20 protein-coding genes are annotated in these 13,699 nt (G+C 48.0%); 9 read left to right on the top strand and 11 right to left on the bottom strand.

Translation table 11 applies throughout. The features are described from left to right. Nucleotides 1-24: 24 nt before the first annotated feature. Nucleotides 25-1,683, bottom strand: a complete 1,659-nt coding sequence (locus QUA56_RS08260; protein ID WP_333355662.1) for a hypothetical protein — start codon at nt 1,681-1,683, stop codon at nt 25-27. 154 nt (nt 1,684-1,837) lie between these two features. Between QUA56_RS08260 and QUA56_RS08255 the strand changes: the two genes are divergently transcribed. The 6 genes from QUA56_RS08255 to QUA56_RS08230 all read left to right on the top strand — a co-directional run bounded on the left by QUA56_RS08255 (nt 1,838) and on the right by QUA56_RS08230 (nt 4,409). Continuing rightward, entirely contained in the window at nt 1,838-2,266 is a 429-nt protein-coding gene (locus tag QUA56_RS08255) for a hypothetical protein (protein ID WP_333355659.1), read from the top strand. 109 nt (nt 2,267-2,375) lie between these two features. Continuing rightward, nucleotides 2,376-2,654, top strand: a complete 279-nt coding sequence (locus tag QUA56_RS08250) for an HU family DNA-binding protein (protein ID WP_333355657.1) — start codon at nt 2,376-2,378, stop codon at nt 2,652-2,654. Between the two features lie 53 nt (nt 2,655-2,707). After that, entirely contained in the window at nt 2,708-3,052 is a 345-nt protein-coding gene (locus QUA56_RS08245; protein WP_333355654.1) for a hypothetical protein, read from the top strand. Between the two features lie 115 nt (nt 3,053-3,167). Continuing rightward, nucleotides 3,168-3,350 (top strand): hypothetical protein, encoded by a 183-nt coding sequence (locus tag QUA56_RS08240; RefSeq protein ID WP_333355651.1) that lies wholly within the window; start codon nt 3,168-3,170, stop codon nt 3,348-3,350. A gap of 56 nt (nt 3,351-3,406) precedes the next feature. Continuing rightward, nucleotides 3,407-3,769, top strand: a complete 363-nt coding sequence (locus QUA56_RS08235; protein WP_333355648.1) for a hypothetical protein — start codon at nt 3,407-3,409, stop codon at nt 3,767-3,769. Further along, nucleotides 3,762-4,409: a hypothetical protein gene (locus QUA56_RS08230; RefSeq protein ID WP_333355645.1), complete on the top strand. Its 648-nt coding sequence runs from the start codon at nt 3,762-3,764 to the stop codon at nt 4,407-4,409. The genes QUA56_RS08235 and QUA56_RS08230 overlap by 8 nt, the downstream gene beginning before the upstream one ends. On the opposite strand, the gene QUA56_RS08225 is transcribed toward QUA56_RS08230, so the two are convergent. The 10 genes from QUA56_RS08225 to QUA56_RS08180 form a co-directional block, all read right to left on the bottom strand. Beyond that, entirely contained in the window at nt 4,363-4,947 is a 585-nt protein-coding gene (locus QUA56_RS08225; RefSeq protein WP_333355642.1) for a recombinase family protein, read from the bottom strand. The genes QUA56_RS08230 and QUA56_RS08225 overlap by 47 nt on opposite strands. Before the next feature lie 72 nt (nt 4,948-5,019). Next, on the bottom strand, nt 5,020-5,214 hold the full coding sequence (locus QUA56_RS08220) for a hypothetical protein (RefSeq protein ID WP_333355640.1): 195 nt from the start codon (nt 5,212-5,214) through the stop codon (nt 5,020-5,022). Nucleotides 5,215-5,299: 85 nt separating this feature from the next. Then, complete coding sequence (locus QUA56_RS08215) at nt 5,300-5,506, bottom strand: hypothetical protein (RefSeq protein ID WP_333355637.1); 207 nt, start codon at nt 5,504-5,506, stop codon at nt 5,300-5,302. Further along, nucleotides 5,506-7,737, bottom strand: a complete 2,232-nt coding sequence (locus tag QUA56_RS08210) for a hypothetical protein (protein WP_333355634.1) — start codon at nt 7,735-7,737, stop codon at nt 5,506-5,508. The genes QUA56_RS08215 and QUA56_RS08210 overlap by 1 nt, the downstream gene beginning before the upstream one ends. 83 nt (nt 7,738-7,820) lie before the next feature. After that, nucleotides 7,821-9,011, bottom strand: coding sequence for a hypothetical protein (locus QUA56_RS08205; RefSeq protein ID WP_333355631.1), 1,191 nt, complete (start codon nt 9,009-9,011; stop codon nt 7,821-7,823). Nucleotides 9,012-9,027: 16 nt separating this feature from the next. Beyond that, complete coding sequence (locus QUA56_RS08200) at nt 9,028-9,987, bottom strand: hypothetical protein (protein ID WP_333355628.1); 960 nt, start codon at nt 9,985-9,987, stop codon at nt 9,028-9,030. 12 nt (nt 9,988-9,999) lie between these two features. Continuing rightward, nucleotides 10,000-10,497, bottom strand: coding sequence for a hypothetical protein (locus tag QUA56_RS08195; RefSeq protein ID WP_333355625.1), 498 nt, complete (start codon nt 10,495-10,497; stop codon nt 10,000-10,002). A gap of 48 nt (nt 10,498-10,545) precedes the next feature. After that, nucleotides 10,546-10,824, bottom strand: coding sequence for a hypothetical protein (locus QUA56_RS08190; protein WP_333355623.1), 279 nt, complete (start codon nt 10,822-10,824; stop codon nt 10,546-10,548). 51 nt (nt 10,825-10,875) lie between these two features. Next, entirely contained in the window at nt 10,876-11,214 is a 339-nt protein-coding gene (locus QUA56_RS08185) for a hypothetical protein (protein WP_333355620.1), read from the bottom strand. 32 nt (nt 11,215-11,246) lie between these two features. Next, nucleotides 11,247-11,813 carry a hypothetical protein gene (locus QUA56_RS08180; RefSeq protein ID WP_333355617.1) on the bottom strand — a complete coding sequence of 189 codons (567 nt, stop codon included), beginning with the start codon at nt 11,811-11,813 and terminating at the stop codon, nt 11,247-11,249. A 151-nt stretch (nt 11,814-11,964) separates the two neighbouring features. Here QUA56_RS08180 and QUA56_RS08175 point away from each other — a divergent pair, with 151 nt between their 5' ends. Genes QUA56_RS08175 through QUA56_RS08165 form a run of 3 tightly spaced genes read left to right on the top strand, consistent with a single transcriptional unit; the run spans nt 11,965 to nt 13,623 of the window. Next, nucleotides 11,965-12,936 (top strand): hypothetical protein, encoded by a 972-nt coding sequence (locus tag QUA56_RS08175; protein ID WP_333355615.1) that lies wholly within the window; start codon nt 11,965-11,967, stop codon nt 12,934-12,936. A gap of 38 nt (nt 12,937-12,974) precedes the next feature. Next, nucleotides 12,975-13,184: a hypothetical protein gene (locus QUA56_RS08170; RefSeq protein WP_333355612.1), complete on the top strand. Its 210-nt coding sequence runs from the start codon at nt 12,975-12,977 to the stop codon at nt 13,182-13,184. A gap of 4 nt (nt 13,185-13,188) precedes the next feature. Continuing rightward, nucleotides 13,189-13,623, top strand: a complete 435-nt coding sequence (locus QUA56_RS08165) for a hypothetical protein (RefSeq protein ID WP_333355609.1) — start codon at nt 13,189-13,191, stop codon at nt 13,621-13,623. Nucleotides 13,624-13,699: the final 76 nt, after the last annotated feature.

Here is a 13,699-nt window from a genome sequence, read left to right as displayed (position 1 = left end):
ATGATGGAGATATGGACAAACCATTTAGAAACCTGCATCACCTCCCGGAGGCGATCGCCCGATCGCAAGTATTGCACCGCGGGCAAACTTCCTAATGCGGCTTGCCCGATCGCACCTGCCGACAATCATCGGCGGAAAACTGGGAGGCTTCGGCCCCGGCAGTCGGGCGAAAATCCCCGTGTCGGGCGGTTCGTCGGTGTCGTCATCTTCACCGATCCAAGCGTCGTAGGCAGCCCAAAAAGCGAACATCGAATCGAAATCCTCCGGGCTTGGCGGTTCATCGGTGTCGTGAAGCCGATCGCACCAATCGTCAAAAGTCGGAATGAAAAAGTTGCAAGTGCTGGAACTTTCGGCGTCGGTCGGTTCGTACCAGTCGAGAGGACACGGAGCCCACTCGCAGAAAGAGTCGAGCGAAACTTCTAGCGGTTCGGAGTGCTCGGCATCCCAGCGAGCGATCGCCTGACGGAACGCATCGAGGGATTCAAAATCATCCGGGTCTGGCGGTTCGTCGTGTCTTTCCACTTCAAAATTAAGCAGGCTCAGTTGCCCGTCGGCATCGGCTTGATAGTGGAAAATCTCTGGCTGCGGCGGGGAATAGCGGGCGAGAAAATTATCGGAAAAAGTAACCCCTGTCAAGATCGGAGTTGGATCGACTTCTTCAGCATCGAGGAGATTTTTGGTCGCTGGGGCGATCGCACTTTGACTCACTTTCGGCTCGGTTTTGCCAGCGGGGGAATCCTCAACGACGTGCGCTTTCGACTTGAACAGCTCCAATAGTTGATGGGCTGTTGAAGTTTTGCTACTGACACCGGAGGGAGTTTTGGCCGCTGTTAATTCATCTGACTGACCGAATAGAGCTCGCCCTTTATCTCCTTCACTATTCCCTGCCAGCGCCAATACTCGATCGCCCTTTTGACTTCCCAGTGCTTCAGCTTCATCACTGCTGCTACCTCCATCTGGTTCGGCGGTCGGAGTGCGTGAGTTATGTAAATCAGCACTTGCAGGTCTAGATTCGACATCGCTGATAGTTGCATTGATTTCAGTTTGGGCGATCGGCTTCTGAGCACGGGGATAAACGATGCGACCGAATTTGGACTCGATCGGCTCTTGGCGTTGGATTTCGATCTGCTTAACCGTCGTCGGTGCGGACAAACGCACCAGTCCGTCCCTGGAATTAATGGGTTCGGTGGCTTGAACTTTGGAATCTTGAGCCTCTAGCTTTCGTAAAAGATCGACTTTGAATGGAAAGATATCGAAAAGATCCAACGCCGGGTCGGGTACGGATAAATAGGAGGCGCTGCGATTCATGAACCTGTCGTAGTTGCAGTGCAAGCAGCGAATAACCCACGTTTCCAAGCAGCAGTCTCGATCTATATAGAGACTGCCAACAGCCTTACAAGTCGGGCAATCAAATTTAAATTGCGTTTCAGGCGTCTCGATCGGCTCCTGGGCTTGAACTCCGATCGGCTCCTGGCGTTGGATTTCGATCGCCTCCTCAACCGCTTCAACTTCCACCGCGGAGGAAACTTCCAGCAGTTGCAGCAGCGGGGGCTGCACGCCGGCTAGGGCATCGATCCAGTTTTGGCGGCAGCGCCTGTCGCCCGCTGCGAGTACGTTGAGCTCGAAGCCGATTTCCTTCAATTCCTTTAAATTCTTCTGTTGTAGGCTTTTCAGGCTGTACATAGGTTAAGGAAAGGGTGAGTGTTGCCCACCCAGTTCGTTCAGGTATATGCAGTGCAATCTTGTCTCATGACAGACTTTGGTCTATCATAGAGTCTATGATGAGATGTTGTCAATATCTCATCATAGACTTTGTTAATCTCTTAAAAGTGATGTTATGAACCAAGAACATGGTCAAAGTCAAAAAAGCGAAGCAGTTGGAGTACGGGGAAGTGAAGGTGACAAAAGCCTTCGGGCTTACGCCCACCGGAGCGAGGCTCTTTCGGGAGTTAGCGCAGGGGTTGGGAGTCAGTCCCTCACACTTGATCGAGAAGTTGGCTCGACGGGAGCTAGAGATTTCGACCCCTTTGGGGGAGTTATTGACCAGCTAATTGCCGATGCTAAAAAGCAGTTGGTCAAGAGTCAGGAGTGCATCGTCTGGTATCGGGAAGAGGCGAAGGAGTATCAAGAAAAGCTCAGCAACTTAGAAAAGCTCAAGGAGTTGCAACAGCAACAACGGCAACAGATGAGAGAGCTGCAAGAGATGCAGCAACAGCAACAAGCCGAGTCATCCAACCAGAACGGCGGGGAAAACCTCGCAGAATAATCGCAACAGAAGCCAGCATCCCTTACGGGGCGCTGGTTTTGCGTTAGTAATGTTAGTAATGACTGATAACTGACAACTGATAACTAACTACTAAAGGGCGATCGCACTTATGAACAAAGGACAAGTGATAGACCTGGTTGCAGCCAAAGCAGGCACAACGAAGACAGTTACTGACGCGGTACTGAGCGCAGCGCTCGATGTGATAGCTGAATCTGTGGCAGGTGGCGACAAAGTGATGTTTGTGGGGTTTGGCACTTTTGAAGCCCGCGACCGCAAAGCCCGCGAAGGTCGCAATCCCAAAACTGGGGAGGTGATGGACATTCCGGCGACTGTAGTTCCTGCATTTTCAGCAGGCAAGCAGTTTCGAGATGCGGTGGCCCGACAGTAGACAATTTGCCGATTGTCGTGAAGGGCGATCGGCATTTGAGGAACACCCAAGAAATGACAGAACCAAGTTTCGAGAAATTCAAAGAAGAAATGGCGGCGATCGGTGGGGAAGAATTGGTACTGCTGGAAGTTTCGTTACCGACGATCTTCTCGATAATTTCCACCATTCAATTGGCAAGCCGCCACCCAGCAGCCCTGGGGAGTTCGACAGTGCACGAGGCGATCGAAACAACCCGAAGGTGGCAGCGATTAATCTTTCCCGCCCAACGGTTTCCCGCAGCGGCCGAACTGCTGGAAAGGGGTTGGAAGAAAGAATATGACGGCAGTGTCGAAGATTATGCTGGCGACCAGGCAGCGCAGACAATTTGCCAATCTGTCGCGGAGGGCGATCGGCTGTAGACAATTTGTAGACAAGTCGTGGTCAATCGTTATGCCCAATTGGTTTCACATTGTTTCGTTAGGCGCAACCATAGATTTAAACTTCGTTTGCGCCATTCAATGGAATCGCAAAACTATGAAATCTGGACGTTGTACAGAGCTGTATTTTGCGACTGGTATTGCTACGGATGAGACTGGAAGCGTTGAAAATGATACGTGGACAATAAGTGATGATGCCGATCGGCAAAATTTGTTGAAGCACTTATTTTCCGACGATTGCCCCATTCGTCTTCAACTTAATAAAGTCGGCGGGCAGTAGACAATTTGGCGATCGGCTGCTAGACAAACACTAGACAACTAATTAAAGAGGAATCAATGTTGACCAAAGAAGAAGCCACAGCTTTACTGGGAGGAGCTAGGAAAGAACTTCCACTCTCTCCTCAGACCCCAGAGGAGATATTGGAGGCGATGAAGGCCGCCTCAAGCAATTATTACCGCGAGGCGATCGCGACTAATTGCCACACATTTATCGAATTCACCGGATTGATGAATGAATATATCAAAATCTGCGAGAGAAATCTCAAGCAGCGGGGAATCGATTTCACTAAATCTAGCGTTCACTGTCCCGGCGAACCGAAACTCTCGATAGAAGACTGGGAGTTGCAGTATATAAACGACAAACTGCGCTGCATATTTCCAGAATTGCAACTTGTGGAAGCAGAAGAAACCAATGATTAGCAGCGCTCAACTTTCACTATTCGACACCGCGACCGCTGAAGTGGGAAGCCTTTACAAAGCGGGCGACTACGTGAAGCTCAAGAGGAAGCCGGCGATCGCTGCATGGGTGAAGCGGGGAGAAATTTACAAAATCAATAAGGTTCACCCGATCGACGGCTCGCTGCAATTTTGGAATCCACATACAAACGAGTGGGATTTTCTCTATCCCGACGAAGTGACACTTGCCCCCGCGCCGCCAGAAATTGATTCTGTATCACCAGCCTCTACAATCTCTGATACAGAATACACTGCTGAGAGTGCTGATACAGAATACACTGCTGAGAGTGCTGATACAGAATACACTGCTGAGAGTGCTGATACAGAATACGCAGTCGAGCCTGTTGACATTGATTCTGTATCACGAGCTATCTCAATTTACTCACCTCGCGGTACGGCCCGCAGCGGTGAATACTTCCGATTCTCTTATCGCGATGGTTCCCGGATGCGGCACATTCATATTCGCGGTGGCAACACCGACTCTCCTATTTCACAGGCCAAAGTTGCGGAAGTGCGATCGCTCCTGGCGGCCGGAACTTCCCCCGGTGAGGTTGCCGCTATGCTGCGGATTTGCGGCAAAGCGCCGCTACCTTCGTGCGACTGACTCCCGAAAGCGCTGCAATCTGCGAATAACTTTTGCCTTCAGCCCACAGTTGGTGCACCAATTGGATCGAATTTTCAGACAGTCGGGGGCGTCCAAGTTTTACCCCTTTCGCTGCTGCCGACGCCAGCCCGCTTCTTACCCGCTCGCAAATTGTATCGCGCTCAAATTCTGCAACTGATGAAAGTATCCCGGCCATCAATTTACCTTGCGGGGTGCTGAGGTCTAAGCTTATTCCCGATAAAGTGACTAAACTCACTCCCCAGGCGTTCAACTCTTGCAACGTGCCGAGCAAGTCAATCGTACTCCTACTCCAGCGGCTCGCCTCAGTAACCAATACTGCCGAAACCTTCCGAGCTCGTGCCGTCGCCATAATTTTTTTACGCTCCGGTCGGTTGTTTTTTGCACCGCTGGCAGTTTCCCGCACAACTTCCACCACTTCATACCCAGCGCGATCGGCAAACTCTCTTAAATCCCGCTCTTGCCGATCGCAATTCTGATCGTCGGTCGATACCCGACAGTAAATAATCGCGCGTATCAAATAACCCTCCCGTTTCAGAGTTCTAGAACCCTGATTAAATCGAGGTTGATTTCAAATAATTTACCGTATCAATTAAGAAGTGATTTTTGGTACGTCACCGCTGGAAAACGATTCCACAATCCAGTCTATCAATTGCCCCATCGTCATTTTGCGGCGGATTGCTTCAATCCTTAAGTAAGTTTTCGTAGTCTCGCTAACTTCGGTTTGCAACGTAACACCGCTGGTAGTGACAATATCAGTAATATCAATCTCATTATCGTTAATCATTAACTTTCCCAGTAAGCTTATCCATATTCTAGCCTATGCCTTTAGGTATAGTGACAACAAGCATTGTTACCCTAACGCTAGTGCGTTACTTTATTAAGTTGTCTTTTCTCAGTTTTTTGAGCTTAGTTTTTGTCTCCTTCACAAAAGGCTTCATATCCCCCTTTTTGAAATCGTCAATTCCCATGTGCCGCTTTTCTAGCGTCAGATCGAGCTGTTTCATTCTGAGTATTTCCTCGCGCTTCCGCTCAAACTCTCTTTTGATGATTCTTTTAGTAGCATCTGATTTTGCCATTAGGTTCTTTCTCCTTTTAAAGCTTCAATGATGCTGATGTGGTCGGGCCGGAACACCCATCTTACAATAGGTATCTGACTGGGCTTCAACATTTTTGCCAGTACGGCCTCAACGTCGTCATCAGTTTTTGCTTTTGTGACATCTATCTTTTTAGGTTGCTTTTTCTCAAATCCCTTGTGACCCTCATATATGGTGAAGCAGGCCGGTATCAATTCCTCTTCTAAGTCGGGAGTTGCGCCGATCGCTTCGCTCAAGAAATCTACCTTTCTAGATAATTCGGCAAGGATCGAAAGCAATTGAGTAAGCTGCATGATCGAGCTTATTTCGTATTTCTGAGTGCTGTTGCCGTCGCTCATCGCCTCGGCCATCATTTCGTACATATCTTGCGCCCACGCAGTGGCATTCACGGATTTCCATTCATTGCCCAATGGCTTGCTGGTCGGGTTGATTATTAGACCATTGGCAAGCATTCTAAATAAAGCTTCCGTGATGGCATAATAATCCTCACACTCTTGATTGCCCGTACCGCCGGGTGACAAGAAAGCTTTGGCTACTTTGAATTTTTTCTTCATCTTGGCGATGCCAAGGTATTTATGTATCTCTTTAATTTCAGCGCAGCAGTCAGCCATAGGTTTTATCTTTTGGGGGGTATTGGGTAGGCGGGGAGGGTTGAATTTAGGATTAGAATTTGGATCTGTACCGAGCGGGCAATTTCCGCTTACCAAAGTAAGAGTTCTTGCTTGGTAAGTTGTTCCGAAATCCCAATAACCGGGGCCGGGTTGAGTGTAAGAATAAGTTGTGCTATTTGCGGCGATAAAAGCAGCAACTTCGGCGCTCGTTCCGGTTATTGCCTGCGGCTGCGATGGGGTGCTGTTGGGGCGAGAAATCGCGTAATTATACCTCGCTTCGCGATTGTTCCAGTGCACCCCAAAAGTGCCGCTAGCATCCTGCACCGTGTACTCTCCAAATATGTAGCTCAAATCGCCCGGCGCGTAGTGATCCGCAAAGTCGCCTTGGTTGGAATAAGTAATAGTTTTGTACGTGTAGTAATAAGTGCAGCGCTTGCTGCCTTGCGGCGCGGGGGGTACGGGCGGTTTCGGCGCTGGCGGGACGGGCAGCGGCGGCATCGGATCGGTCATTTTCGGAGCTGGAGGCACCGGAGGGGGATACGGGTCGGTCGGCGCCGGATCGCGCGGCCACGGGGTCGGTCTTTTGGGCTTGGGTGTCGGAGTAGGTTTAGGTGCAGGAGTAGGGCGCTTGGGGGCTGGCGACTTTGGAGTTTTAGGCGTAACAGGCTTCGGCGACTTAGGGTTTTTTGGGGGAGTTAGCGGCTTTTTTAAATCTATAAGTTTTGAATCGGTCGGCTTCTTTTTTGTATCTATTGACGGCTTCTTTTTTAAATCTATTGACGGCTTTTTCCTGATATCTACCGCAGGCTTTTTTCCCAAATCTATTGGCGGCTTTTTTCTAATATCTATTGACGGTTTTTTCGTGATGTCTGCCGCCGGCTTTTTTTTGGAGCTGGAGTTGAGAGCGGGTTTTTTAGGAATTACGGGCTTCGGTTTCGGTTCCGGCTTGGGCCTCGGATTGGGCTTCGGTTTCTCGGCTTTCGGCTTCGGTTCCGGCTTCTTGCGCGGCGGAGTCGGAGCGGCATTTGGAAGATTGGGGCGGCGCGAGCGAGCGCTGCTCGGTCTGGCTGAAATTGTAGGTCTGAGCGATCCGGTATTTTGCGGGTCGCCCTTGTCTCGCGTGAAAGTCGAACAAACGGATGCAATGCCGATGCCGTAGCAAACGGACATCGAGGCGTTGCCTTTGTCGTCTCGGGCAAGTTCAATTTTGGCTCCAAAAGCTTCGGCGGAAAGGCTGCCGCTGCCAGAAGTGGATGCAGAAATGCCGCCGCCGAAGCCGCCGAAACTGCCGCTGATATTGCCCCCGATCGACTCTATCGATCCGTTCTCTCTCAACGTAACCTCGCCCCCAATTTCGCCGCCGAGTTTTGCGCGAGCCGAGCCCAATCCCGCATCGAAGCTCGCGGTGCGCTCGATCGGATCGTAAGAACCGCTTAGTCGGTTATTCCTTAATATTCCGTCGATACCAACTTCTACGCTTACGTCGGCGCGGATGCCGCCTATACTGCCTACCGTGCGCTCGGCAGCAACGATTAAATCTATCCCTCCCCTGTCAGTAGAAGGAGCGCGGGGCGATCGGGGAGAGCGGTTATTTCTTGGCATTAATGTTTCATTAGTGTTTGCGGCATTGATTTAATATGTTCGCTTCGCGTTGAAAAGCAAAATATAAATTTAATTTAAAGTGGTTAGATAATGCGTTTTAAAGTAACTCTCAATATACTTGGTACTTGAGTAACAATAGGAATGTCAAACATTACTTGGATAGTTCGATTAACATTGCTTAAAGTGAATCGAACACTGCAATTAAAATCGCTTGCGTTGTGCGCTTCCATCTTAAAAGTAGTAGCTAATTGCGTACCGCCTGCTTTCCATTGAATAGAAGAAATCACACCACCACCGCTATACTGCCAGTGTCCGTAGGTATTTGTTCCGTCGCCGTACTGGATATACACAGCACAGGCGTAAATAGCTTCAGTGCTTGCAAAACCTACAGCGTCAATTTGACCGACAGTAAACCAAGTATTGGCAGCGATATTTAATGGCGTTGATACAACTACAGATTTTTTAGATTCTATACTTGCTATTCGAGAATTTATAGTAGCTAAATTACTAGCAATTGTAGAAGCAAAATTTGCATCATTGTTTAAGGCTGCTGCTAATTCTACCAATGTGTTCATCGCCCCCGGGGCGCCTCCTGCTAAATCAATGATTGCTTGGTCGATCATTGCAGGCGTGGCGAATTGACTTTGTGGCAATTGTTGTACCACTCCTGTACCCGTATTGCGTCCCAATACCGTACCGGCTGACACATTGATTATTCTACCTTCTAGCGCCAATTCAAGCGCGCTAATTCGAGCGGTCAAAGCATCTACGTTATTTTTTTTTTCAATCTCTACAGTTACCCCAAAATTGATTTTAATAAAATCCGTATCCCATAACAATCCGTCGCCGTAGTCAACCAACTGCACGGCAAGTGCATCGTTTTTCTCAAGTATCATAGCCGGGTATCCCAACCTGCCCCTCAAGTCGAGATAATCTTTTCTGCCAAAATTTAATATTATAAATTCTGCTACTTCATCCCAACTGCCCGTATTATCTTTTCGAGTTAAGAAGCGAAGCCCAACTCGATTTGACAGCGACTCTGCTTTTGTCATTGCCAGTGCTTTCTCTATGTCGGATTCATCCCCGTCTAAATCCGGGATTTTGCCAATATTAAAGCTACCTACATCAACGATTGCAGTGGCTTTGTCGAGGTAGAATGCCGTTAATTCATCAGTATCAAAAGTCATGCCTCGAAAATGTACAACTTCGACTATTGCGTCCGCAACGTAAGCGGGCAGCAGTTTTGTTCCAAAAGTTTTTGTAATAGTTGCCATGCTTGTTTGACTGTTATCAGGTCATTAAAATCATATCAGAAAAGCCATCTGATACCCCATCTTTCAACCCTTCAAGCAGGTTTCCTAACGGGGGATTTTCCTCTGTAATTTTTTCGATTTTTTCGTCTATTTTTCCACTAATAGTAAAGGATTGGCCTTCTACTAGACCCCAATTGGCAATTTTGGCGTCAATCCATTTGTTGCCCGTTCTGACGTTGCTCCTAGCCCATTTTCGTAACTGAAGGTATCCCAATTTCCCGGCTAAATTAGTCGCGTACCTAATGAAGATATTTGCCAGATTTGCCATTCCTTCTACTAATTCGTCGGAAATGTCGTTGCCGTCGTCGATCTCTTTTGTAATTGAAAGCGCCGCAGCGGCAGAAATATTCAGTGTCAGGCGAGGATTAGTTTTTGCACCGCCTAGCGCAATAGCTACCATCATTCTCCCGGCGCTTTCGCCTACGTTGTTGAGGAAAGATAAATACGCGCCGTTCAATTCTGCGAGAATTGATTTGTCGGATTTGAGCCAGTCGAGATTCATCAACGTGCTCGTGCCGCCAACGATGGCGGCTTGCAGTGTGGGAAGCATGGCACCCACAGCAAAACCACCTATTTTTATAGCGCCGAGCGAAGCCCACATAGAAGCGATACCACCCGAAACAAGGGCGGTGATACCAGTAGCGCTGCCAATAAACCAGCCCGCTACGGCTACCGCAGCGCCACCCGCGATCGCACTACCGGGATCGTCTCTGAACCAATCTTTAAATATTTGCCAGTCACCTCGGGCGATCGCAGAAATAATTTCCTTTCCGCCCTCAAACATTCTTTTACCGAGGTCGATCGCGCTGGACACGCCGGCTTTGATGCCGTTCCATACCGCGCCGGCCGCGTCTTGCATCCATTTGTCGGGCGTAACGCCCGCGGTGGAAAACGCCAAAGCCGACGATTCTAAAGTCACTCCAAAAGTTGCTGCCATTTCGTTAATTCCTCAAGTCAAAAGCCATTCGGTTGCGCTTTCTGCTATCGCGCCGTTGCTCCCTAGCGAGCTAGCGTAAGGCAGCGACAAACTACCGGAATACATAGCCGTCGAAAAATCAAAATCAAGCGCTACTCCGCTTACTTTTTGAGGATTTTTCATGACATTTCTTTGCCACACGATTGCGTATTTCATTGCATCGATAAAATACTGAGCTAGCGTCGCCGATTTGATGGTTCCCAATGTACTCCCGGGAGTAAAAGCCGTGGAAGCAAGATAGGGCAAAGCTGACTCGGTAAATATCCCAGTTGAGCTTGTATAAATCAATTGCCCTTCTAAGGAGAAAGTAGAAGTGAGTATGCCGTCTTCGCTCTTGTCGAGCGAAAACTTGTTAGAATCGCCGCCGGCGATGGCTTCGGCATTGTTTATGAAATGAATCAGTTGAAAAAGCTGCCCTTCAATCGTGGTTGCGTTTATCGTTGCGGCCGTACCTGCGGTTATTGTTGCCATGTTTGAGTTTGTTACTCATTAAAGAAGGAGAAAAATTAAACAGTTAAATTAAAAGCCCGTGTCGTTTTCGTCGTACTGCCTCAAGAAACTGCTTTCGATTTGGTCGTTAGAAGAGCGAACGTGATACCCGCTTGCAGATAAATATTTCTCAACGTCATCCACGCGGCTTTTCAAGCTAATCATCAATCCTTTCAAGGAATCCAATCGATTTTGGATAATGGCCAATCTTTTGACGATTGATTTGGAAACATTCCAAATGCTTATGAGCGCCAGGATGAGTCCCAGCAAAGAGGTGATCAGGGTTAAAGTTTCGACTGTTTTTGTCATGGAATTGCGCTAAAATAAACAAAATGTTATCAGCAGGCTGTTTCATTTCGTTTAAGTAATATCTCCCGTGTATTCGTAGATAGAAAGAGTGACCGTAGTTGCCAGTCTTGCAAATAAATCCACGGACAAACGATAATTGGCATCAAACGGAAAATTGATTATCGTTAATTCGTTGGAAAATACAACTTTCTTGCCAGAACTTCTAGCAAAGCCAAGCCCAATAAGTTCTGTTTCTATTTCTTGATTGACGTATCCTATTGCTTGATTTTGCCAGTAAGGGGCGGCGGCTGCCGCCCCTACGGCTATTACTGGCGAGGTAAAAATTGTAGGAGAATACTGCCTTGGTAGCGGTTGTGTGCCCGCAGCGTCCAAGACAGTTTGCCACGCCATCTCCCAGTTACCCAAGGCGGTATCAATTTTAATCACGCGCGCACGGTGGACAAAATTTTACCTCGAAGGGACAGCGCTGCGTAGCTGCCTTTCTTATTCAAAAGAGTTTTTAGTGCGCCCGATGAAAACAGCGCGTTGAAAGTATTTTTAGCTTCTTTCAATGTTGGGGTTCCGTCAGTTCCGAGAGAAAAAGGAAAAGAGTAGCTGTTGTCGATCATGTCAACAACCCTGGTTCCCCACGGGGTATTTTTCGGTGTTGGGGTTGCTTTGGCTTCAAAGACCGTAATTCGCAGGACTTGCTTGTGTCCTTCTTTAAATTTCAGTCTTGTTACGTTAAGGATCGCATCAGCGACAGCAGGAGTCAAAATTCCCAAACTAGCAATTCCCGCCGCTATCTTTGTAGCAGTTGCCTCTAATACAGGTATTGATACTATTACGCCGTCGTCTTCGATTGAATACGCCCAGAAAGTCGTTTTATCGCCTTCTGCTTTGTAGGGCTTTGCTACCGGGTTTTTCTTTTGCGCTTCGAGGTATAATTCCCGCGCCTTTACTTTTGCAGCGCGGCTTTCTAGTTGTTGCCAGGTATATTGTCTAGCCATAAATTTTATTTTACTTTCGTGTTTGGAGCCGATCTCGTTACCGATTAAGCATAACGCCAGCTTTTCTATTTAGAGCAAGTATTGGCGCGGCGAAAACCTATTAGGTTTCAAAATATTTTAGGATGTATTTACATCTTTGCGGCGGACGGCAATGGCAACACCAAAAAACAAAGTACTTGCGGCAACGGAGTTATTACTTCCATTAGAAGAACCGTCATTACTTTTCGCTCAGCGCGAGCTAATTCGCACGAGCGGTATAGATTTCGAGCAGTGGTGGGACGAGTTCAAATTTGGATTTATCGGCGGAAAAAGGGACAAGAATACGAATTACAAAACTTCGCTGTGGACTAAGCCTAAATACGTCAACCTTACTCCTGTTAATTCTACCAGCGGCGCATTAACTATTGAATACTGGCCCGACAAACTTCAAGAGGGAAACAGTTATTTGCTGTCGGGCACTGTCGGTACGATTATCAACAGCATCATGTCTATCATGCGCGAGAAATCGCTAGCAGATAGCGGTACGAGCGGTAAAGGTAGCAAGCCGCTTTTGCGGGGATATCCGTGCATCAAGCTTTTTTTCAAAGGGGATGATAAGATAGAGGGCGTAAAGCAAATTAGGTGCGTAGGATTTACTGAAGATGCAAAAATAGCCGCTGTCAGCAAAAGTATCGAACTGCTTAAAGAAGCCGATATAAATCGCTGGGCCGGCAAAATAAAATCTATTTTTGGAGACCCCGGGTACCTGTGGCAAAAAGGAATTTCTTGCCTCAGCTACTCGGGCATGATTGCTCGGCTGCAAGGTATCGAAGGATACGCTTTTGTGGATAAAGAAATAGATGGAATAGCGCTGTTTACGGCAATGGTGAGCATCTTCGAGCGGAAGCCGGACGCGGACGGTTTTAATTTCAGTAAAAAAACCAACCCAAACCAGTTCAGCAAAAGTAAATCAGCAAACAGCGCGAGCGGGGAGACAAAATTTGTATTGGGCAAAAATTTAGCTGCAGAAACCAAGAGGCCCGTAGGGAAGTGCAAGTTTGTAGGAGCCTCGCTGTACCTGGATTCGCTAAAAAAACCGATACCGATAGTGAGGGGGAATGTAGTGTTAAAAGTAAATATTTAAATTTGCTTTTGGCGTCAGTTCCGCACGGAGATATATAGTTGCCTTACTTTCAAGCTTGCAGCTTACTGCAAAATCCCAAAGCGGACTTGGTAGATTTGCTGGACGCTCTAGAATCTATGTCCGTAGAATACGGATACATTTTGGGAATGGCAGCAAGCGGATGTAGGAAAGAGCCCGAAGCGGACTTGATGCGAATATTTTTAGTAATTCAATCTCTCAAGTTAAGAATTCAACAAAAGTCTAAATAACTAAATGCACAAATTAATTTTTACGATGGATTTAGCTCAATCTTCAGAACTGATCTATGGCAATTTGCAACTTGTTTATCCCGGCGGAAAACCTGTCGATTACCTCGCAACTTCGGGCTGTGCCGACTGGCAGCGTCCGGGCGACGAATGGGTGCGCGGTAAAGGGCCGATTCCTGCTGGTGAGTACAGCATCCCGACAGAACCCTACTGGCTTGATACGCGAGGGGTAGAAGGGCTATTTTTTCACATCACGCCCGACCCCGTAGTTTCGGTACACGGCGTCCGCGCTGAGTTGGGGGTGCATTTTGATGCTAATTATCCCGGTACGGCTGGGTGCATCGGAATTATTCGGGAGTTTGGTTGGCGGCGCTTGTGCGATCGGGTGGCGTCGATCGCAAATCTTGGCGTGAAGAGTCTGTCGCTCACCGTGAAGTATTGAATCCCACATTCCGCACCCCCAACTGGCACATAGGCGGATTGAGGGGTTAAAAGTGAATCATCCGAGATAATAGTGA

Source organism: Microcoleus sp. N3A4 (genome assembly GCF_036701805.1).
GTDB lineage: Bacteria > Cyanobacteriota > Cyanobacteriia > Cyanobacteriales > Microcoleaceae > Microcoleus.
Note: the sequence above shows the minus strand (reverse complement) of the source record. Positions and strands in the feature narration are given on the sequence as shown.